The organism is Pseudomonas paraglycinae (assembly GCF_021601625.1).
GTDB lineage: Bacteria > Pseudomonadota > Gammaproteobacteria > Pseudomonadales > Pseudomonadaceae > Aquipseudomonas > Aquipseudomonas paraglycinae.
Genome location: NZ_BQHR01000007.1, coordinates 1 through 21,889 on the forward strand (window position 1 = coordinate 1; position 21,889 = coordinate 21,889).

The 21,889-nt window shown below is 61.1% G+C and carries 17 protein-coding genes and 4 tRNA genes; 7 read left to right on the forward strand and 14 right to left on the reverse strand.

What is annotated here, in order from left to right; genetic code table 11:
- The 6 genes from L6D82_RS11850 to L6D82_RS11875 form a co-directional block, all read right to left on the reverse strand.
- Positions 1–3,353 (reverse strand): DUF6531 domain-containing protein (locus L6D82_RS11850; RefSeq protein ID WP_236189121.1); only part of this gene is annotated, 3,353 nt, incomplete at its 3' end.
- Between the two features lie 225 nt (positions 3,354–3,578).
- On the reverse strand, positions 3,579–3,986 hold the full coding sequence (locus tag L6D82_RS11855) for an SEL1-like repeat protein (RefSeq protein ID WP_236189122.1): 408 nt from the start codon (positions 3,984–3,986) through the stop codon (positions 3,579–3,581).
- Positions 3,987–4,358: a hypothetical protein gene (locus tag L6D82_RS11860; RefSeq protein ID WP_003223109.1), complete on the reverse strand. Its 372-nt coding sequence runs from the start codon at positions 4,356–4,358 to the stop codon at positions 3,987–3,989.
- A complete protein-coding gene (locus L6D82_RS11865; protein ID WP_102688669.1) occupies positions 4,355–4,696 on the reverse strand; it encodes a helix-turn-helix domain-containing protein in 342 nt (113 codons plus the stop codon). Before L6D82_RS11865 ends, L6D82_RS11860 begins: the two co-directional genes overlap by 4 nt.
- A gap of 114 nt (positions 4,697–4,810) precedes the next feature.
- On the reverse strand, positions 4,811–5,266 hold the full coding sequence (locus tag L6D82_RS11870) for a YkvA family protein (protein WP_007950434.1): 456 nt from the start codon (positions 5,264–5,266) through the stop codon (positions 4,811–4,813).
- Between the two features lie 294 nt (positions 5,267–5,560).
- On the reverse strand, positions 5,561–6,277 hold the full coding sequence (locus L6D82_RS11875) for a BamJ family beta-barrel-assembly machinery protein (protein ID WP_007950433.1): 717 nt from the start codon (positions 6,275–6,277) through the stop codon (positions 5,561–5,563).
- A gap of 270 nt (positions 6,278–6,547) precedes the next feature.
- Between L6D82_RS11875 and L6D82_RS11880 the strand changes: the two genes are divergently transcribed.
- Positions 6,548–8,356, forward strand: a complete 1,809-nt coding sequence (locus L6D82_RS11880; RefSeq protein ID WP_236189123.1) for a di-heme-cytochrome C peroxidase — start codon at positions 6,548–6,550, stop codon at positions 8,354–8,356.
- Between the two features lie 26 nt (positions 8,357–8,382).
- Positions 8,383–9,519, forward strand: coding sequence for a catalase family protein (locus L6D82_RS11885; RefSeq protein ID WP_173892796.1), 1,137 nt, complete (start codon positions 8,383–8,385; stop codon positions 9,517–9,519).
- 144 nt (positions 9,520–9,663) lie between these two features.
- Here the strand turns inward: L6D82_RS11885 and L6D82_RS11890 are convergent.
- From L6D82_RS11890 to L6D82_RS11905, 4 genes are all read right to left on the reverse strand, one after another.
- Positions 9,664–9,740: transfer RNA gene (locus L6D82_RS11890), tRNA-Asp, on the reverse strand.
- 19 nt (positions 9,741–9,759) lie between these two features.
- Positions 9,760–9,835: transfer RNA gene (locus L6D82_RS11895), tRNA-Val, on the reverse strand.
- A gap of 189 nt (positions 9,836–10,024) precedes the next feature.
- A tRNA-Asp gene (locus L6D82_RS11900) sits at positions 10,025–10,101 on the reverse strand.
- Positions 10,102–10,120: 19 nt separating this feature from the next.
- A tRNA-Val gene (locus L6D82_RS11905) sits at positions 10,121–10,196 on the reverse strand.
- 159 nt (positions 10,197–10,355) lie between these two features.
- Here L6D82_RS11905 and rdgC point away from each other — a divergent pair.
- From rdgC to sugE, 3 genes are all read left to right on the forward strand, one after another.
- Positions 10,356–11,276, forward strand: a complete 921-nt coding sequence (rdgC, locus tag L6D82_RS11910) for a recombination-associated protein RdgC (protein ID WP_236189124.1) — start codon at positions 10,356–10,358, stop codon at positions 11,274–11,276.
- Between the two features lie 74 nt (positions 11,277–11,350).
- Positions 11,351–12,316 carry a bile acid:sodium symporter family protein gene (locus L6D82_RS11915; RefSeq protein WP_085747050.1) on the forward strand — a complete coding sequence of 322 codons (966 nt, stop codon included), beginning with the start codon at positions 11,351–11,353 and terminating at the stop codon, positions 12,314–12,316.
- Between the two features lie 118 nt (positions 12,317–12,434).
- Complete coding sequence (gene sugE, locus L6D82_RS11920; RefSeq protein ID WP_039769847.1) at positions 12,435–12,749, forward strand: quaternary ammonium compound efflux SMR transporter SugE; 315 nt, start codon at positions 12,435–12,437, stop codon at positions 12,747–12,749.
- A 104-nt stretch (positions 12,750–12,853) separates the two neighbouring features.
- Here the strand turns inward: sugE and L6D82_RS11925 are convergent, their stop codons facing one another.
- The 4 genes from L6D82_RS11925 to L6D82_RS11940 all read right to left on the reverse strand — a co-directional run bounded on the left by L6D82_RS11925 (position 12,854) and on the right by L6D82_RS11940 (position 17,648).
- Positions 12,854–14,728 (reverse strand): MFS transporter, encoded by a 1,875-nt coding sequence (locus tag L6D82_RS11925; RefSeq protein ID WP_085747051.1) that lies wholly within the window; start codon positions 14,726–14,728, stop codon positions 12,854–12,856.
- 110 nt (positions 14,729–14,838) lie between these two features.
- The gene (locus L6D82_RS11930) at positions 14,839–15,990 is read right to left on the reverse strand and encodes a TDT family transporter (RefSeq protein ID WP_236189125.1); all 1,152 of its coding nucleotides are present in this window, start codon (positions 15,988–15,990) and stop codon (positions 14,839–14,841) included.
- A gap of 105 nt (positions 15,991–16,095) precedes the next feature.
- Complete coding sequence (locus tag L6D82_RS11935) at positions 16,096–16,407, reverse strand: cupin domain-containing protein (protein ID WP_102687995.1); 312 nt, start codon at positions 16,405–16,407, stop codon at positions 16,096–16,098.
- Between the two features lie 53 nt (positions 16,408–16,460).
- The gene (locus L6D82_RS11940; RefSeq protein WP_236189126.1) at positions 16,461–17,648 is read right to left on the reverse strand and encodes an MFS transporter; all 1,188 of its coding nucleotides are present in this window, start codon (positions 17,646–17,648) and stop codon (positions 16,461–16,463) included.
- A gap of 91 nt (positions 17,649–17,739) precedes the next feature.
- On the opposite strand from L6D82_RS11940, the gene L6D82_RS11945 reads away from it, so the two are divergent.
- Positions 17,740–18,282, forward strand: coding sequence for a TetR/AcrR family transcriptional regulator (locus tag L6D82_RS11945; RefSeq protein ID WP_236189128.1), 543 nt, complete (start codon positions 17,740–17,742; stop codon positions 18,280–18,282).
- Positions 18,283–18,416: 134 nt separating this feature from the next.
- The gene (locus tag L6D82_RS11950; RefSeq protein WP_085747055.1) at positions 18,417–21,887 is read left to right on the forward strand and encodes a hybrid sensor histidine kinase/response regulator; all 3,471 of its coding nucleotides are present in this window, start codon (positions 18,417–18,419) and stop codon (positions 21,885–21,887) included.
- Positions 21,888–21,889 lie beyond the last annotated feature (2 nt).

Consider the following 21,889-nt stretch of genomic DNA (forward strand, 5'->3'; position numbering starts at 1 on the left):
TAGGCAAAGTCGCGGCGGTACAGCGCGCTGCGTTGATGGCCTACGGCGTGGGACTTCAAGCGGCCCTGTTCGTCGTAGGTGTATTCGCTGAGCAGCAGGCCTTGCTGGCGCTGCTGTTCGCGGCCGTGCTGGTAGACGTGGCGGGTGAGCAAGGCGCCGTTGAGGTCGATCGCGGTCAGCGCGCCGCCCTTGGCGTAGTGGTAGTCGAGCTTGCTGTTGTCCGGCAGACGCATGCGAGTGAGCTGGCCGCAGGCATCGTAGGTGTAGCGCAGGGTGCCCCAGCCCTGATGCTCGCGCACCAGCCGGTCCTGCCGGTCGTATTCGAAGGCCAGCGGGTGATCCTGGCCGTCATCCACGCCGACCAGCCGACCGAGACGGTCATAGCGGTAGCTGACCTCGACCCCGTCCGGCAGGGTCTTGAGCAGCAGACGCCCAGCAGCATCACGTTGGTAAGCGGTGACCAGCGTGGTGCCGTCATCGCCGAACTCGGTCTTTTCCAGCAGGTGGCCATTGCGGTCGTAGGCGTACGCGGTACGTCGGCCATCGAAGCCGGTTTCCTGTCGGATCAGTCCGGTGGGCGTGTAGTCCAGCCGATACTTTTCGCCGGACTCGTTCTCGATTTCCGTCAGCAGCAGCTGCGCATGGTCGTAGCGGTATTGCAGGCGCGTGCCGTCGGGGTTGATCCGCTGGCTGACCAAATGCAGGTCGTCGTCATACTCGTAGCGGGTGATACGCCCCAGTTCATCGCGCTCGGCGGTGATCTGGCCGTAGGCGCTGTAGGACCAAGCGCGGGTGGCGCCATTCGGCGAGGTGGTCTGGATCAGCCGGCCAACGGCGTCCCACGCGTGGCGAGTGATCGCGCCGTTTTCGTCCTGCGCAGTAATCCGCCGCCCCTGAAGGTCGTAGGAAAACTTCCGAACCCCACCGTCCGGCAGACTTTCCTCGACCAACTGACCCAGGTCGTTCCACACGAACACGTGCCGGCCAGAATCCGGATAACGGACCGACAGCAACCGCCCCTGCGGGTCGTAGTGGTAATGGGTGACATGGCCATCGGGATCGACCGCTTCGGTGATGTCCCCTTGGGCATTGCGCCGGTACGTCCACACCGCATCGCCACATGAGCGGCTGTGCAGGAAACCGTTGCGGTACTCGTAGGACGTCGGCGCATCGTCCGGCGGAATCAGCGCGATCAACCGCCCGGCGTCGTCATAGCGGTACTCGGTGACCGCGCCCAGCGCATCCTGCTCGGCGACCAACCGACCCTGCGCGTCATAGGCCTTGAGCTGCTCACCACCATCGGCGGCGACCTGACGCACCAGCCGCGCGGTGTCGTCGTGGACGTAAGTTTCCTCAGTGCCATCGACGTAATGCACCGTGACACGGCCGGCGTCATCCCAGACGTAACGCGTGTCCATCTGCGAAAACGACGCCCAGTGCCGCACGCAGCGCGCGGCCTTGCCGGCGCGTTCCCACGCCCAGAAGAAGCTCGCGCCGCCGGCCAGTTGCCGTTGCAGGATGACGTGCTGGTCGTCGTAGTCGTAACGCTCGCTTTCGCCGACCGCGTTCGCCGCCTCGATCAATCGATGACGGGCATCAAAGCGGTAACTGGCCAGCGTCTGCTCGGTACGCCAGGCAGACTCCCGAAAAACCTGATAATCGACCGCGATCAGATGCGCCCGCTCATAGCGCAGCAACAAGGAGCGGCCAGCGCCGTTGTCGAGGCGCTCAACGCGATCCAGACGATCCCGCGTAATACGCAACCGGTTACCGTAGGCATCGCTGACAGCAGTCAGACGCCCAGCCCGAAAGTGATAAAACCGCGCCGAGTCCCCCGCCAGCGCAACAATCAGCTCCTCAGGCTCATCCCCGAGAAAGATCGCCGCTCGCGACAAGCTGTTGTGAATCGCCGGCCGCTCGACGCTCGGCAACGGAAACCGCGTGCGCCGGTTCTCGTGATCCACCCAGACCACCGAAGCGCCCTCGACCTCCAGCCGATGCGCCAGCGAGTGACTCCAGCCAAACCCTAGCCCGAAATCAATCTCGGCCGCGCTGCTGCGGTACAAGCGGCTGAACTCGAACGGCAGCAGCCCGTCGAGTACGCCGTCAGTCAGCGTCAGCAATTCCTCACCGGTGACCATCGACACCGGACACCCATTGGTGCAGGTCAGCGGCGCATAATCAGCGCTGTCACCGTTGGGGTTCTTCGCCTGATCCGGCGTGTCGTCATGGGGCTCGTCTTTTTTCAGGGAAGCATTACGCCGGGCATCCCAGCGCAATTGCATGCGGCCCTTTTTCACCCCGGCGGCGATGCCTCGTGCGGCGACGGTTTTGTACTGGTTCACGTAGCCGATGAAGGTGCTGACGATGCCGAACATCGCCTTCACCAGGCGCGCCACCGCCGACAGCAACTGAGCGCCACGATCCGCCAGACGCAAGGTCAGATACGCAATCCCCGCCCCAGCACCGACAAAGGTCAGCACAACGCCGATCAACACATCGATCAGCAGTTGAACCACCACCATCGATACCGCCTCGGCGGTTTTCCCGGCAATCACATTGGGAGGCAGCATTTCCAGCCAGAGGCTGGCAGTACGCAGCAACAAACACAGCGCCGCCTCGTCACTGACCAGTAACTGAAGCTTCTCCATCATTTCAGGCGCTGTTTCTGCCAACGCGATCAGCTGTGCGGCGCCACTGCCCAACCGCTCGGCAAACTTTCCGGGATCCTGGAGAATCTCCGACAGCAACCCGATGCTGTCCCACACCCCCTCGATCGCCGCCCAGCTCCCGGCCAGCATGCCGTTCCCTGCCGCAGTGGCCACCGACTGCGACCACTGCGGCTTGAAACCCTGCCATTCGCTGCGCAGCCAACCATCCAGCTGCCGGGTCAGGCCAGCGTAGGATTCGAACAGCGCATCAACCTGCTTCTCGCTGGCCTCGCCGTGCACCACCACCCGGTAGAACTTGCCCGCCTCACCGGTGAACTCCCCTTTGCCCTGAGCATTGAGGGTGACCGACTCGACTGCACCGCCCTCCACCGCCACCACATCGACAACGATGTCGCCCAACGGAATGTCGTACGCCGACTCGAACTTGCTCTCGATCTCCATCGGCCCGCTTTCCGGGCATTGCACGACCGCAGAAGAAAAACGGCCGTCGTCTATCGCAACCGCCGTGCTGCGCTCGCCGAAACGGATGATCCGCTCCATCCCCATCAGCGACGGCAGATCGGCCGTATGACTGACAGTGTCTGCCGAGCGGCTGAGCCAGTGCTTCAGCTGTTCGCGATAGAGATCGAGGGTGCGGGGAAAGCTGTCGAGTTCTTGCTCGATGCGGGTGACGGCATCCATCAGCGCATTCCCATGCGCATGGCGAAACGAAAAACCGGGTCAAACATGTGCGTTCCCTCGCGCAAAAATCAGGCGAGGGACTTTGCGGGGGATCAAACAGAAAAGAAGTCAGGCGAGTAGGCGGAGGATGTAGGAGAAGTCTGTAACTGATCTTTATCGAACTGCAGACGCAAAAACGGGGCGGGAGGTTTCCCTCACGCCCCGTTCACGGAACAGATGATTTGCTTATCGAGAAGCGTCTCGGCCGGCCAGCTCTTTCAACTTGAGCTCCGCCAACGGATGCCCGGCCTTCGCGGCCATGGTCCACCAGCGAGCGGCCTCCGAAGGATCTGGCGCTTTGCTCGGCGTACCTGCAAGACTGATGACACCGACTTGATACGCCGCCTTGCCATCCCCGGCCAGCGCAGCCAGTCGCAACAACCGCACACCTTCTTCACGTGCGCCCAGGCCAACCCCGCGAAACGTCAGGATGTGCCCGTAAAAACTTTGCGCGCCGACATCGCCCAGGTTGGCCATGCGCGCAAACTGTCCTTCGAGCCAGCGCCAGCCGCGGGGCTGACGGACAAACCACGACCAGTGAAACAGCCTACGGGCCAGCCAGTAACTTGCCCGCGCCCTGAGTCGTAAAAACACTCAGGCCTCCGCCGATTCCGGGTATTCGTACTCAAACACCCGCACCACTTCCGAGGCATGCCAGGAGGCGGCGGCAACACCGTCGGACGGCCCGGAAAAACGCCCCAGACGCTCGACACACTCAAAGAAACCGGTGCGTGGCAGGCGGCTGGCACCCTGGCTGATCACCAGCGAGCTGCGCAACGGTTGTTCGGCTTTCGCGTCCAGTGCCGCGAGATGCTCCAGTGCCGCGGTCAATGTCTGCATGGCCGGCGTGGGCAGTTGCAGGCGTTCAAGCAAGGCTCGATAAGTCAAAAGATGGCGCTGCCTGCGCGCCTGATCCAGCTCCCCCAGCAATCCGTCCCAATGTTGACGACTGATGCGTACGCTCACGATTGTTCCCTCCACCCTGGCACCGTCAACTCCCAGGCCAGGCTGCGGCGAATCGCGGCGTCGGGCAGACGCTCGCCACTTTCGATCATGGCCAGGTAGGACGGGCTGATGCCTACCGTGCGGGCCAGCGCCTCGATGGCGATGCCCTTCCCTTCGCGCAAACTGCGTAACTGATCCAGACCTGGAAGAATCGGGTCCGGGGTTGCCGCAAGCGGCGCTGGAGCCAGTTGCGACGGTGCTTCGTTGATGCCTGCTGCTTTCAGTAGAGCCTGATACTGAGCCCATGGCAGAACCGCATATTCGGGCTCGCCATCGCGTGCAATTATCTGAATATCCATGACTACCCCGTAGGACAACAACACTTAGCGAGTCGGCACTTTTCCCTAGAAGTGTAATCCTAACAGCGGCCAAGGTCGTGGGGGGTATCTATCTGTGTACGAGGCTGTCGCGATTCAGGACTTTTTCGGCCCCTGAAGCTGAAGTTGCTCGGGTGTATCGGGCAGACGCTCGACCACTCTGAGCTTTTCCGGAGCCTGGCGCTGGCGCCACAGGCGGAAGGCATTCAGTTCATCGTCGAGGGTTTTCATCAGCCAGGCGAGGACGGCGATGTCATCGAGCATGCCGAACATGGGAATGAAATCCGGGATGGCGTCCACCGGACTGAGGAAGTACATCAGACCCGCCACCACCGAAACGATGGCCTTGGCGCTGATCGCACGGTACTCGCCGCGCCAGTACGCCAGACACAACGCCTGCAACAGACGCAGATCGTCCTTCAGCTTGCCGAGACGATTGCCCTGAGCGGCGCCTTTGCTGGCCACGGCGAACAACAAGGTCGGCAAGCGACCTCGAGCCAGCAGGCGTCCGGCCAAAGGCAGGAATCGGGCGAAATTCCACGGCGCTTTCATTTATTTCTCCCGTTGAAATGTTATCCACACAAATTGTGGATAACCTTGTGAACAGAGCTGCATTTCAGCGCTGAGAGCCCCGTTTCATAAGGGCTGCGCTCAGATCGGGCGTTTTTTACTCACATAAAAAATCCCAATATTTCATTGACTTGGCAGCCCCGGGCGTCTAGCGCGGGCAACCTTAAAGTCTAGGACTGCCATGACCGGCATCGGTTCGGTCTGTTTACGCCGACCATCGTCCAGATGCAACAACGCCCCGCATAAGCGAGGCGTTGTTGTTGAAACCGGCGCAGATTACTTGGCGGCGGCGTCTTCTTTGGCTGGATCCTTGATGGCCAGCAGTTCCAGGTCGAAAACCAGAACCGAGTTGGCCGGGATTGCCGGGCTCGGCGATTGTGCGCCGTAAGCCAGATCGCTAGGGATGTACAGCTTGTACTTCTCGCCAACGTGCATCAGTTGCAGGCCTTCTACCCAACCCGGGATCACACCGCTGACCGGCAGATCGATCGGGCTGCCGCGCTCGACGGAGCTGTCGAAAACGGTGCCGTTGGTCAGCTTGCCGGTGTAGTGAACGGTCACGACGTCGGTCGGCTTAGGCTGTGGGCCGTCGGCTTTCTTGACCACTTCGTACTGCAGACCGGAAGCGGTGGTGGTCACGCCGGCTTTCTTGCCGTTTTCTTCGAGGAATTTCTTGCCGGCGGCTGCCGACTCTTCGCTCATCTTGGCCATGCGCTCTTCGGCACGCTTTTGCAGCGCGGCGAAAGCTTCGACCAGTTCTTCATCTTTCAGCTTCTGTTCTTTCTTGCCGACGGCATCTTCGATGCCCTGGGCTACCGCTTTGGAGTCCAGATCATCCATGCCTTCCTGAGCAAGGCTCTTGCCCATGTTCAGGCCGATACCGTAGGAAGCTTTTTGCGCCGGGGTTTTCAGCTCTACGCTGGTCTGCGAATCACAACCCGCGAGTACCAGGCTAACCAGGGCAACCGCCGCCGCCAACCGATGCTGTTTCATGCTATTTCCTTGTTCATGCGCCGAAAGGGCAATCGAGTAAAGCCGCGAGCTTATCAGGCCGCCACGACCAATGGCTACCGGCATGAGAGCAGGAATCTTCCGATAAGTTCAGGGATTAAAAAGCATTTGGCGAAAGGCACGATGAAGCTTCTGTCATCTTTCGCCGACAGCAATTGATGCCGCTTCCCACAACACTTGGCGTAATGGCCACTTGCCGCACATGACTCGGCTCAGGCATAACAGCGCAACAACTCGACAAGGATGTTCATCTTGCGCCTCTTATACCGTGTGCTGACGCTGATCGTGGTGCTGCTGGGACTGGTCCTGGCGGTGGTTCTTTACTATGTCGCCAATCCGAGATTGCCCTTCCCTGCGCCCGCAAAACAGGTGCATTACCTGAACCAGTGGACTGAGCAAGAGCGCCAGACCTACTACTTCACTCCGCAGGGAACGCAGGTCAAAGGCCTTCGTTACGAATGGTTTCAGGCGCTGGAGCTGCCATTCTCGCAGCAACGTTTTGCCTCCCCGGAATACCTCGCGCGCTTCGGCTTTCTGATCGATCCGCAGCAGAAAGCCACGCCGGACAACCCGGGGAATCTGCCGGTAGGTTTCGCCCGGCACCAGAATCCCGGCAGCGCCGAGCAATATCTCGACATCACGTGTGCGGCCTGCCACACCGGTGAACTGCACTTCAATGGCCAGGCAATCCGTATTGACGGCGGCTCGGCCCAGCATGTGTTGCCCTCCAGCGTTCCTACATTGCGCGGCGGCAGTTTCGGACAGGCATTGGTCGCCAGTCTTACCTCGACTTACTACAACCCGTGGAAATTCGAACGCTTCGCTCGCCACGTGCTGGGCAACGACTACGACGCCCGCCACGAACAACTGCGCAAAGACTTCAAACACTCACTGAACACCTTCATCAAAGTGGCCTGGAACGACACCCATCGCGGCCTCTACCCCACCGAAGAAGGCCCGGGCCGCACCGACGCGTTCGGGCGTATCGCCAACGCGACCTTCGGCGACGCGATTTCCCCGGACAACTACCGCGTGGCCAACGCCCCGGTGGATTACCCGCAACTGTGGGACATGTGGACGTTCGACTGGGTGCAGTGGAACGGTTCGGCGCAACAACCGATGGCGCGCAATATCGGCGAGGCTTTGGGCGTCGGCGCCACCCTGAATTTCTTCGACGCCAACGGCCAGCCGCTGCAGGGCGATGACCGCTATGCCTCCAGCGTGCGTGTGCGTGATCTGCACACGATCGAAGAAACCCTGCAAAAACTGCGACCGCCAGCCTGGCCTGAAGAGGTACTTGGGCTCGTCGACAAACCCTTGGCAGCCAAGGGGCGAGCCCTGTTCGCCGAGAATTGCGCCGGGTGCCACGTACCGCGCCAGACCCAGGACGGCGAGCGCTGGGTGCAACATCTGCGCATGCTCCCGGTGGACGTCATCGGCACCGACCCGAACTCCGCCAACAACATTGCCAATCACCGTTTCGACCTGACCGCCCTGCAATGGAACCCGGCGGAACTCGAACAAATGGACGTGAAGTTGCACCCCAAACCCAAGGAACCGCTGGACCTCAGCCAGCTGTCAGTGGCCAAGGGACTGGCTTACGTCACCGCCTTCGTGGAAAACCGTGCGTACCGTGAAGCAGGCGTCACCGCCGCCGAGAAACCACAGCTCGACGGCTTCGGTCTGCCGATCGGCGTTCGCGAAAAAGTTGCCTACAAGGCGCGTCCGCTTGCCGGCGTATGGGCCACGGCCCCGTTCCTGCACAACGGCTCGGTGCCGAGCCTTTATCAGTTGCTGTCGCCTCAGGACGAGCGCGCCACCACCTTCTATAAAGGCACCTTCGAATACGACCCGCGCCATCTGGGCTACCGCACCGAAGCCTTCACCAACGGTTTCCTGTTCGACACCCGCATCACCGGCAACCACAACAGCGGCCACGAATTCCGCGCCGGCGAGCGCGGCAACGGCGTCATCGGCCGACTGCTGCAGCCAGAAGAGCGCTGGGCGCTGCTGGAATACCTGAAAGTGCTGGGCGGCCCGCTGGAGGCGCAACTGCCATGATCTTCAATTCCTTCACAAGACCTTCGATACTGGCGCGTTTCTGGCTCTGGCTGGGACGGTTACTGGGTAAAACCCTGTTGATCCTGCTGGTGATCGGCCTGATCGGCTGGGCCCTGACCAGCGCGTGGTTCGCCTGGCAGCACCGTGGCCCGGTGTCGGCGCTGGAGCAGATTCCAGATGGCGAAGCCGCCATGACCCAGGACGTGATTCAGACCGCCGTGCGCATCGTCGATCAGCACCGCGAAAGCACCCGCTACCTGCGCGATGCACATGCCAAGGCTCATGGCTGCGTGAAGGCCGATGTGCAGGTGTTGCCGGATCTGGCTCAGGAATTGCGCCAAGGCGTTTTCAGCGAACCGGGCAAGCTGTGGAAAGCGACGATGCGCCTGTCCAACGGCAACGCCTATCCGCAATTCGACAGCATCCGCGATGCCCGGGGCATGGCGCTCAAATTGCTCGATGTGCCGGGCAAGCAGTTGCTGGGGGACCGTCAGGGGCTGCACGAGCAGGATTTCGTGATGTTCAGTCACCCGAACTTCTTTGTCAGCGATGTCGCCGAGTATCGTCAGAATGTGGCGGCGCAGGCTGACGGCAAGAAGGTCATGGCGTTTTTTCCGGGGTGGGATCCGCGCAGCTGGCAGATCCGGCATTTGTTCATTGCATTGGCAACCCTATCGCCACCGCCGGAAAGCCCGACCCGCACGACCTATTTCTCGGTATCGCCCTACAAGTTCGGCGAGGCCAATGCCAAGTTCCGGGTGATGCCGGATCCGGAGCGCTGCCCCGCTTATACCTTGCCGAAACAGAACCAGGATCTGCCGAACTTCCTGCGCAATGCGCTGAATCAACAACTGTCCACCGACCGGATTCCGGCGTGTTTCGTGTTGCAAATTCAGCGGCAGGACGCGAACAAGTACATGCCGATCGAAGACACCAGCATCGAATGGCGCGAGCAGGACAGCCCATTCCAGACAGTGGCGCGGATCACCCTGCCCCCGCAGGACTTCGACACCCCGGCGCTGAACCTGCAATGCGACAACCTTTCCTTCAACCCTTGGTTCGGCATCGACGCTCATCGCCCGATTGGCGGGATCAACCGCCTGCGCAAGGCGGTGTATGAAGCGGTCAGCGATTACCGCCACAGCCGCAACTCGGCGCAATAGCAGCGCCAGAAACGAAAAAAGCGACCTTCAAAGGTCGCTTTCTCATGTTCAGGCCGGCAAAAGCCAAATCCCGGACAGCAAAAAGCCCGCGCTAGGCGGGCTTTCTGTGGTGATCTGGCGTTCAGTGTTCCAGATTACCGAATATGGCGCAGCGGACGGGACTCGAACCCGCGACCCCCGGCGTGACAGGCCGGTATTCTAACCGACTGAACTACCGCTGCGCGAAACGCTTGAAACGAATGGTGGGTGATGACGGGATCGAACCGCCGACATTCTGCTTGTAAGGCAGACGCTCTCCCAGCTGAGCTAATCACCCTTCGCTTCGTTACGGGGCGCATTATGCCACAGATTTTCGTAATGTGTTGATTTAATTGAAGTTTTTTTCAAATAAATCCGAAAACCGTGAAACGACACATCCCGCATGTACAACTCGAGGCAGAAAAAAACCCGCCTTGGCGGGTTTTTCCGTGGTGACCTGGCGTTCAGTGTTCCAGGTTACCGAATATGGCGCAGCGGACGGGACTCGAACCCGCGACCCCCGGCGTGACAGGCCGGTATTCTAACCGACTGAACTACCGCTGCGCTAAACACTTGAAACGAATGGTGGGTGATGACGGGATCGAACCGCCGACATTCTGCTTGTAAGGCAGACGCTCTCCCAGCTGAGCTAATCACCCTTCGCTTCGGTGTGGCGCGCATTCTACGGAGCGACCCAACCTCTGGCAAGCACTTTTTTAAATAATTTTCTCAGCCCTTCCAAAGGCTTAGAGAAGGGTTGGCCTATGACCCGGCGAAGACAATAATGCCCCCCTTTGTATAAAGGAGAGACTCACCCCATGTGGTTCAAAAACCTGCTTATCTATCGCCTGACCCAAGACCTGCCTGTCGATGCCGAGGCGCTGGAAACTGCACTGGCCACCAAACTGGCGCGTCCATGTGCAAGCCAGGAGTTGACCACCTACGGTTTCGTCGCGCCGTTCGGCAAGGGCGAAGATGCTCCACTGGTGCACGTCAGCGGTGACTTCCTGCTGATCTCCGCCCGTAAAGAAGAACGCATCCTGCCCGGCAGCGTCGTGCGTGACGCGGTCAAGGAAAAGGTCGAAGAGATCGAAGCCGAGCAGATGCGCAAGGTCTATAAGAAGGAGCGCGATCAGATCAAGGATGAAATCATCCAGGCCTTCCTGCCGCGCGCCTTTATCCGCCGCTCGTCGACCTTCGCCGCCATCGCGCCGAAACAGGGTCTGATCCTGGTCAACTCGGCCAGCCCGAAACGCGCCGAAGACCTGCTCTCCACCCTGCGTGAAGTGATCGGCACCCTGCCGGTTCGCCCGCTGACCGTGAAAACCGCGCCGACCGCCGTGATGACCGAATGGGTCACCACCCAGCAAGCCGCCCCGGACTTCTTCGTGCTGGACGAGTGCGAACTGCGCGACCCCCACGAAGACGGCGGCATCGTGCGTTGCAAGCGTCAGGACCTGACCAGCGAAGAAATCCAGCTGCACCTGAGCACCGGCAAGGTGGTGACTCAACTGTCGTTGGCCTGGCAGGACAAACTGTCGTTCATGCTCGACGACAAGATGACCGTCAAGCGCCTGAAGTTCGAAGATTTGTTGCAGGATCAGGCGGAACAGGACGGCGGCGACGAAGCCCTCGGCCAACTGGACGCCAGCTTCACCCTGATGATGCTGACGTTCGGCGACTTCCTGCCGGCGCTGGTTGAAGCACTGGGCGGCGAAGAGACTCCGCAGGGGATCTAAGCCTCTGCGCAGTCTTTGGGTTATCTTCAAACGCCACCGCTTCGGTGGCGTTTTCACATAATAAGGAACAGGCCATGCGCGCACTGGCTGCACTGAGTCGTTTTGTCGGCAACACCTTCGCTTACTGGGTTCTGATTTTCGCGATGATCGCGTTCCTGCAACCGGCCTGGTTCCTCGGCCTCAAAGGCGCGATCGTGCCGTTGCTCGGGCTGGTGATGTTCGGCATGGGCCTGACCCTCAAACTCGACGACTTCGCCGCCGTCGCCCGCCATCCGTGGCGTGTGGCGCTGGGCGTGGTCGCGCATTTCGTGATCATGCCGGGGATGGCATGGCTGCTGTGCCAGATCTTTCATCTGCCGCCGGAAATCGCCGTCGGCGTGATTCTGGTCGGTTGCTGCCCAAGCGGCACCTCATCGAACGTCATGACCTGGCTGGCCCGTGGCGACCTTGCGCTGTCGGTGGCCATCGCCGCCGTCACCACCCTCCTCGCCCCGCTGCTGACCCCGGCGCTGATCTGGCTGCTGGCCTCGGCCTGGTTGCCGGTTTCGTTCATGGAGTTGTTCTGGTCGATCCTGCAAGTGGTGCTGCTACCAATTGTCCTCGGCGTGGTCGCGCAACGCGTGCTCGGTGACAAGGTCCGCCACGCGGTGGAAGTGCTGCCGCTGGTGTCGGTGGTCAGCATCGTGATCATCGTTGCCGCCGTGGTTGCTGCCAGTCAGGCGAAGATCGCCGAATCCGGCCTGCTGATCATGGCCGTGGTGATGCTGCACAACAGTTTCGGTTATCTGCTGGGTTATTTCACCGGGCGCCTGTTCGGCCTGCCGCTGCCGCAGCGCAAGTCCCTGGCGCTGGAAGTCGGCATGCAGAACTCGGGGTTGGGGGCTGCGCTGGCCAGTGCACACTTCTCGCCGCTGGCGGCGGTGCCGAGCGCGCTGTTCAGTGTGTGGCACAACATTTCCGGGGCGCTGCTTTCGACGTACTTCCGACGGATGAGCGAAAAACAAGACCGTGAGACTCTGGCGCAACAGGCGGCCGACTGATCCCGGATCAAGGCGCGGCGCACAATTTTCGGTAGTATGTGCGCCACGCGGGGACGACCCTGCGGCTCAATCGAGTTTTCAATCTGGGGACGGCCCCGTCAATCGATGGAGGTTTTTCATGTCCTGGATCATTCTGTTTTTCGCCGGCCTGTTCGAAGTCGGCTGGGCCGTCGGCCTGAAATACACCGACGGTTTCACCCGTCCGCTTCCGACCGTTCTCACCGTTGCCGCCATGGCAGTCAGCCTTGGCCTGCTGGGTCTGGCAATGAAGGAATTGCCACTGGGCACGGCCTATGCGATCTGGACTGGCGTCGGTGCCGTGGGCACGGTGATTGCCGGGATCATTCTGTTTGGCGAATCGATGGCGTTGATTCGCCTGGCCAGCGTGGCGTTGATCGTCACCGGGTTGATCGGGCTCAAGGTCAGCGCCTGATTCACTGCCGCTATCGCGAGCAGGCTCGCTCCCACAGTAGTTCTGCATTTACAGTTCCAATGTGGGAGCGAGCCCGCTCGCGATAAGGCCCGCACAATCAACAGCTACCTGACTGTCCCGCGCAATTCCCCGACCAACGCCTGCAACTCCGCTGGCTGCGCTGCTTCAACAGCAACCGGCGAACCCGCCACCAGCGTCACCCGCGACCACAAGCGCCGGAACACTCCCTTGTTCGGATCGCGGCTGAAGAAACTTCCCCACAACCCCTGCAACGCCAGCGGAATCACCGGCACCGGTGTCTCTTCGAGAATCCGCGTCAGCCCGCCCTTGAACTCGTTGATCTCGCCATCAGCGGTCAACTTGCCTTCCGGGAAGATGCACACCAGCTCACCGTCCTTCAGATACTGGGCAATCCGGGTGAAGGCTTTTTCGTAGATCTGGATGTCTTCCTGACGTCCGGCGATAGGAATCGTCCCCGCCGTGCGGAAGATAAAGTTCAGCACCGGCAGGTTGTAGATCTTGTAGTACATGACAAAACGAATCGGCCGACGCACCGCGCCGCCAATCAGCAAGGCATCGACGAACGACACGTGGTTGCACACCAGCAACGCAGCGCCCTCATCGGGAATCGCCTCAAGGTTGCGATGCTCGACGCGGTACATCGAATGGCTGAGCAACCAGATCATGAAACGCATGCTGAACTCGGGGACGATCTTGAAGATGTAGGCGTTGACGCCGATGTTGAGCAGCGACACCACCAGAAACAGCTGCGGAATCGACAGCTTGACCACGCTCAACAACACGATGGTGACAATCGCCGAGATCACCATGAACAGCGCGTTGAGAATGTTGTTGGCCGCAATTACCCGCGCCCGCTCGTTCTCGGCAGTGCGCGACTGGATCAACGCGTACAGCGGCACAATATAGAAACCGCCGAAGATCCCGAGGCCCAGCACATCGATCAACACCGCCCAGGCATGGCCGAAACTCAGCACTTCGGTCCAGCTATGGCCAACAGCGCTTTCTGGAATTCCACCGGAATGCCACCACAGCAACAGCCCGAAAACCGTCAGGCCGAACGAGCCAAACGGCACCAGGCCGATCTCGACTTTGCGTCCGGATAGCTTCTCGCACAGCATCGAACCCAGTGCGATGCCGACCGAAAACACGGTAAGGATCAGGGTGACCACGGTTTCGTCGCCGTGCATCCATTCCTTGGCGTAGGCCGGGATCTGCGTCAGATAAATCGCCCCGACGAACCAGAACCACGAGTTGCCAACGATCGAGCGCGACACAGCAGGTGTCTGCCCCAGGCCGAGTTTCAGGGTCGCCCAGGACTGACTGAAGATGTTCCAGTTAAGGCGCATTTCCGGGGTCGCCGCCGCGGCGCGGGGAATGCTGCGACTGGCCAGATAACCCAGCACGGCGATGCCGACAATCGCGGCGGACACCACCGGCGCGTAATTGGCCGACGACATCATCACCCCGGCACCGATGGTCCCGGCCAGGATCGCCAGAAACGTGCCCATCTCCACCAGCCCGTTGCCGCCGACCAGTTCATCGTCGCGCAAAGCCTGCGGCAGGATCGAATACTTCACCGGCCCGAACAGCGCCGAGTGCGTGCCCATGGCGAACAGCGCCACCAGCATCAGCGACAGGTGATCGAACAGGAAGCCGACGGATCCCACGGCCATGATGGCGATTTCTGCGAGCTTGATCAGACGGATCAACGCGTCCTTGGCGAATTTTTCCCCAAACTGTCCGGCCAGCGCCGAAAACAGGAAGAACGGCAGAATAAACAGCAGCGCGCACAGGTTGACCCAGATGGAGCGGTCACCTTCGATGGTCAGCCGATAGAGAATGGCGAGGATCAGCGACTGCTTGAACACGTTATCGTTGAACGCGCCCAGCGACTGGGTAATGAAGAACGGCAGGAAGCGCCGGGTGCGCAGCAGGTTGAACTGTGAGGGGTGACTCATCTTCCGTGTGACCCTGTTGTTTTTGGAAAGAGAAGGTAGCGAGTGGCCTGGCTACGCTTATAAGAATCTCGAACCGCGATCCAGGCCACACATTACCTAATCTTTGCAGGTTATTTCTTCAAACCTGCAATGCACGGTGAAACAAACAGCTCGCCGCGCCATGCACCTTGCAGCGTACGTTTACCGACGATCAGCCACATCACCGCCAGCAACGTCACCAGCACACAACCGACCACACTGAAGAACGTCAGGTGCAAGGTGCTGCCCAGTTTCAGGGTTGCCAGCGAATAGACGCCCAACGGGAAGGTGAAGCCCCACCAGCCAAGGTTGAACGGGATGCCGTCACGCAGATAACGCACGGTGATCAACAGCGCCATCAACATCCACCACAGACCGAAGCCCCACAGCGTGATCCCGGCGACAAGGCCCAGGCCCGAAGCCATTTCGCCGATGCCTGGCAGACCGTTGGCCGCGAAGATCGCCGGGGCATCGCCGCCCAGCAGCAACATGCCCAAGGCTCCGGTGCCGATCGGGCCGAGAGCCAGCCAGCTCGACGCCGCCATGTTTTCGTGGGGCAGTTTGTGCAAGGCCATGCGCAGCAAGAGGATGGTCAGAATGCTGAACGCCACCGGCAGAGAAAAGGCCCAGAGCACGTAACTGGTCACCAGCACCACCAGTTGCGAGTGCGCATCGGCGAGATGCGGCGCCAGCAGTCCACCACTGGCCGCCGCCACTTCTGCCGCCACCACCGGCAGCAGCCAGACGGCGGTCATCTGATCGATGCTGTGTTCCTGACGGGTAAACATCATGTAGGGGATCAGCACACCGCAGGCCAGCGACATCGCCACGTCCAGCCACCACAGTACTTCGACGAGATGAATGACGCCCTCACCCCAGCGCGGCAGACCGAACAGCAGAAAACCGTTGATGATGGTCGCCAGCCCCATCGGAATGGTGCCGAAGAACATCGAAACCGTGGAATGGCCGAAGATCCGCTGCGCCTCGTCGAAGAACAGAATCCAGCGGGCGGCGTAGGCAACGGTAAACAGCACGAACAAGAGAATGTTGAACAACCACAGCCCTTCGGCCACGGCGTGCAGGCCGGGAATGGACACCGGCAATTGCGCCAGCGCCAACGCCAGCACACCGGTGCCCATAGTGGCGGCGAACCAGTTCGGGGTGAATTGGCGGATCACTTCAAGCGGGTGCTGAAGCTGGCTGAATGGCTTGATACCGGGTTTGACGCTGTTGGGGCAAATCATCATGAACTCCTGTCCTCAGGTGAGGTTGAGATCATGGTAGAACCGAATCGAATATCTATATAACGGGTAATATCTCTAACTGTTATCTGTTTTGTAGATATGCAGTCAGACACTGCCTTCGGTTTCGATCACCAGAATCCGCGCCGCGCCCTGCGGATGAGCGACGTGTTCTGTGCCGATGGACGCGAAGAAGATGTCGCCAACATCAAGCAAGGCCTGCTTCTCCTCACCTTCTTCGCGATAGTGCATGAGCACCTGACCATCGAGCACCACGAACACTTCTTCACCGTCATTGACGTGCCATTTGTAGGGCTGATCGGTCCAGTGCAGGCGCGTGGTGATGCCGTTCATGTTGGCGATGTCGAGCGCGCCCCAGGCGCGCTCGGCGGTGAAGGTCTTGCTGCGGATAATCTTCATGCGTCGATCCGTGAGAAGAATGGGCTGGCCAAGGCTAACCGAATCTGACGGGCTTATGGAGCGCTGCAAGTCTTGGCCGCTTGCGCCCGGAAACTCATCAGCAGCGCACCGACCGCCAGCACAATCAGCACCGCGCCATACACATCGGTGGTGGTCAGCAGGCCCACGCTGTGGGTGAAATGTCCGGCCAGCAACGCCGGCAGGCAGAACGCCAGGTAACTCAGCACATAAAACGCCGACATCAATCCGGCACGCTCATGGGGCAATGCCAGCGGCACCAGACTGCGTACCGTTCCGAGGAAACCCGAGCCAAAGCCACAACCGGCCACCAGCGTGCCGAAGAAGAACAGCGACAGACTGGCGCTATGCACGCCCAACAGAATCAGCACGATACCGGCCGGCAGCAGACTCGCCCCAAGTTGTAGCGCGCGGGAGGCAGGACGATTGCGCAAGGTGAAGATCATCAATGCACCGGTCACGGTCAGCGCCGCCACGGTCGCGCCGCCGATCAGGTTGGAGGTGGAACCGGTGGCCGTGCGCACCAGCGACGGTGCCAGCGAGGCATAAAAACCGCCGAGCGCCCAGGTCGCGGTGTTTAGCGGCAAGACTCGCCACAGCGTCGAACGCGCCTGAACCGGCACATGCAGGGTCGGCCGCAACGAGGCCCATGCCCCGGCCTGCGGCGAGACGCTTTCCGGCAGGCGCCAAACATAGATGCCCTGCAACACAAACAGCGCGAGCAGCAACCAATATGTCAACTGCAACGGCGCCGGGGCGAACTCGGCCAGCAAGCCGCAGCCCATGCCGCCCAATGCCATGCCGAGCAACGGCGCAACGCTGTTGATCAACGGCCCTTGCTGGCGATCAGTGTCCAGCAGCGTCGCGCTCAACACAGCGGTGGCCATGCCGGTGGCGAAACCTTGCAGCACTCGCGCGCCGATCAGCCAGCCCACGCTGTCCGCGTAGATAAACAGCAGCATCGCCAGCGCATTGAGCGTCACGGCGGTGAAGATCACCGGTTTGCGTCCCAGGTGATCCGACAGCGAACCGACCGTCAGCAACGCGGCCAGCAGACTGAGGGCGTAGACGCCGAAAATCAGGGTCAATACCGCTGCCGAAAAATGCAGCTGATCCTGATACAGGTGATACAACGGCGTCGGCGCAGTGGAAGCGGCGAGAAAACTCAGTAAGGTGATCGCCAGAAACCACAGGCTGGAACGATGGGAAGCAAGGCTGGTCATGGGCACACTCCGCAAAAGCTAATTTTTTGCTTTTGCGGAGTGTGCTCTCGGCTTGCGCTTAAAGCAAATTCTTTGTGTTAAGGTCTGCCGCATGGCTATTAAAGAAGGTTTACGCCCTGGCGGTCGCAGTGCCCGGGTGCAGGAGTCGATTCACTCGGCAGTCCGCGCGCTTCTGCAAGAACAGGAGCGCTCGACGGTGACCGTCCCGCAAATCGCGGCGCGCGCCGGGGTGACGCCGTCGACGATTTACCGGCGCTGGGGAGATCTGGCGGCGTTGCTGGCTGATGTCGCCCTCGCCCGCATGCGCCCTGATAGTGAGCCGGCTAAAACCGGCAGCCTGCGTAGCGACATCCGCGCATGGGCCGAACAGTATCTCGACGAAATGAGTTCGGAGCCCGGACGCAACATGATGCGCGACGTGCAGGCGAGCGCGACGCCGGGCTATTGCGTAACGATCATCGGCGCGCAACTGCAGACCATCATCGAGCGCCACCCCAAGGAAACGGCGCCGAGCGTGGATCGTCTGATCAATCTGGTGGTGTCCCCGGTGGTGTTCCGCATTCTGTTTTCGGCTGCGCCGCTGGAAGTCGAAGAACTGCACCGCTTGATCGACATCGCGCTCAAACCGGACTGACCCCAGAACTGCCCGGTTCTGTTCCTGCGACACCCCGCCGCGCCACGACCTTGGTCGACACTGACTAACCGTCGCGCCCGTGCGAGACTGTCTGACCGGGCGCAAGTCCGGTCGTTTTCTGTCGGGAGTGTTCCATGTCGTTGTCCACCGGGCTGATCGCCGCCGTCGCCCTGGCCTATATGGCCATCATGTTCGCCATCGCTTTCTACGGCGACCGTCGCAGCGCACCGCTGCCGCCACGGGTGCGCGCCTGGGTGTACAGCCTGTCGCTGGCGGTCTACTGCACCAGCTGGACGTTTTTCGGCGCGGTCGGTCAGGCGGCCGAACAGCTGTGGTCGTTCCTGCCGATCTACCTGGGGCCGATCCTGCTGCTACTCGGTGCGCCGTGGGTGCTGCAGAAGATGGTGATGATCAGCAAACAGGAGAACATCACCTCCATCGCCGACTTCATCGCCGCCCGGTACGGTAAATCCCAGTCGTTGGCGGTGGTCGTCGCGCTGATCTGTCTGGTCGGCGTTCTCCCTTATATAGCCTTGCAACTCAAAGGCATTGTCCTCGGCGTAAACCTGCTGATCGGTGCCGGCGCCGACGCCATGGGCACCCGCGCCCAGGACACGGCGCTGATCGTGTCGCTGGTGCTGGCGCTGTTCACCATCGTTTTCGGTACGCGCAACCTCGATGCCACCGAGCACCACCGGGGCATGGTGCTGGCGATTGCTTTCGAGTCGCTGGTCAAACTGTTCGCCTTTCTCGCCGTCGGCGCCTTCGTCACCTACGGGCTGTATGACGGCTTCGACGACCTGTTCAATCAGGCGATGCTCGCCCCGCGCCTTGAGGAATACTGGAAAGAAACCATCAACTGGCCGTCGATGGTGGTGCAGACCGGCGTGGCGATGATGGCGATCATCTGCCTGCCCCGGCAGTTCCACGTAACAGTGGTGGAGAACATCGACCCGCAGGATCTGCGTCTGGCCAAATGGGTGTTCCCCGCCTACCTCGCACTGGCCGCGTTGTTTGTCGTCCCGATCGCCCTGGCCGGTCAGATGATGCTGCCCAGCTCGGTCATCCCCGACTCTTTCGTTATCAGCCTGCCATTGGCCCAGGCTCACCCGGCGCTGGCGATGCTGGCGTTTATCGGCGGTGCATCGGCCGCCACCGGCATGGTGATCGTGGCGAGTGTGGCGCTGTCGACCATGGTCTCCAACGACATGCTGTTGCCATGGCTGCTGCGCCGCAACAACGCCGAGCGCCCGTTCGAAGTGTTCCGCCAGTGGATGCTCTCGGTGCGCCGGGTCAGCATCGTGGTGATTCTGTTGCTGGCTTACGTCAGCTACCGCTTGCTCGGATCGACCGCGAGCCTGGCAACCATCGGCCAGATCGCTTTCGCGGCGGTCACTCAACTGGCCCCGGCGATGCTCGGCGCGCTGTACTGGAAACAGGCCAACCGCCGCGGCGTGTTCGCCGGCCTCGCCGCCGGCACGTTCCTGTGGTTCTACACCCTGATCCTGCCGATCGCTGCGCGCAGCCTCGGCTGGTCGCTGGACAGTTTCCCCGGGCTCGCCTGGCTGCACAGCAACCCGCTGAACCTGCCGATCACCCCGCTGACCCAAGGCGTGGTGCTGTCGCTGGCGGGCAACTTCACGTTGTTTGCCTGGGTATCTGTGCTGTCGCGCACCCGGGTGTCGGAGCACTGGCAGGCCGGACGTTTTATCGGTCAGGAGATCAGCGCACGGCCGAGCGCCCGCTCGATGCTGGCGGTGCAGATTGATGACTTGCTGCAACTGGCCGCGCGGTTTGTCGGTGAAGAACGCGCGCGGCAGAGCTTCATCCGCTTTGCCTATCGCCAGGGCAAAGGCTTCAACCCGAATCAGAACGCTGACGGCGAATGGATCGCCCACACCGAGCGATTACTGGCCGGTGTCCTTGGCGCCTCTTCGACGCGAGCTGTAGTAAAAGCCGCCATCGAAGGTCGGGAAATGCAGTTGGAGGACGTCGTCCGGATCGCCGACGAAGCCTCGGAAGTGCTGCAGTTCAACCGTGCGCTGCTGCAAGGCGCCATCGAAAACATTACCCAAGGCATCAGCGTGGTCGACCAGTCGCTGAAACTGGTGGCCTGGAACCGGCGCTATCTGGAACTGTTCAACTATCCGGACGGTTTGATCAGCGTTGGCCGACCGATTGCCGACATCATTCGCCACAACGCCGAGCGTGGTTTGTGCGGCCCCGGTGAAGCAGAAGTTCATGTCGCCCGGCGCCTGCACTGGATGCGTCAGGGCCGCGCCCACACGTCTGAGCGGCTGTTCCCCAACGGCCGGGTGATCGAGCTGATCGGCAACCCGATGCCCGGCGGCGGTTTCGTCATGAGTTTCACCGACATCACCGCGTTCCGCGAAGCCGAGCAGGCTTTGACCGAGGCCAACGAAGGGCTGGAGCAACGGGTCAGCGAACGGACGCAGGAACTGTCGCAACTCAACGTCGCGCTGACCGAAGCCAAGGGCAATGCCGAGGCGGCCAACCAGTCCAAGACCCGTTTCCTCGCCGCCGTCAGCCACGATCTGATGCAGCCTCTGAACGCCGCACGGCTGTTCTCTGCCGCCCTCTCCCATCAGGAAGACGGCCTGAGCGGCGAAGCGCAGAAACTGGTGCAGCATCTGGACAGCTCGCTGCGTTCGGCCGAAGACCTGATCAGCGATCTGCTGGACATTTCCCGTCTGGAAAACGGCAAGATCAACCCGGATCGCAAGCCGTTCGCGGTCAATGAGCTGTTCGATATTCTCGGCGCGGAGTTCAAGGCGCTCGCCCAGGAACAGGGCTTGAGCTTCCGGGTACGCGGAAGTCAGTTACGCATCGACAGCGACATCAAACTGCTGCGGCGCATTCTGCAGAACTTCCTCACCAACGCATTCCGCTACGCAAAAGGCCCGGTACTGCTGGGCGTGCGTCGACGCAAAGGCGAAATCTGTCTGGAAGTGTGGGATCGCGGGCCGGGGATTCCGGAGGACAAACAGCAAGTGATCTTCGAGGAATTCAAACGCCTCGACAGCCACCAGACCCGCGCCGAAAAAGGTCTGGGCCTGGGTCTGGCGATCGCCGATGGTCTCTGCCGCGTGCTCGGCCATACCTTGCGCGTGCGCTCATGGCCGGGGCGCGGCAGCGTGTTCAGTGTCCGCGTACCGTTGGCCAAAGCGCAGACGGTACAGCCGGCGGCGGCGGTGGAAATCAATGGCAAATTGCACAGCGGCGCGCAGGTGCTGTGCATCGACAACGAAGACAGCATTCTGATCGGCATGAACAGCCTGCTCACGCGCTGGGGCTGCCAGGTCTGGACCGCACGCAACCGCGAAGAATGTGCGGCACTGCTCGACGACGGCGTGCGGCCACAATTGGCATTGGTGGACTATCACCTTGATCACGGCGAAACCGGCACCGATCTGATGGCCTGGTTGCGCACAAGGCTGGGCGAACCGGTGCCCGGCGTGGTGATCAGCGCCGACGGGCATCCGGAAACCGTGGCCCAGGTTCACGCAGCGGGGCTGGATTACCTGGCCAAACCGGTGAAACCGGCGGCGTTGCGGGCGTTGTTGAGTCGCTATTTGCCGCTCTAGCA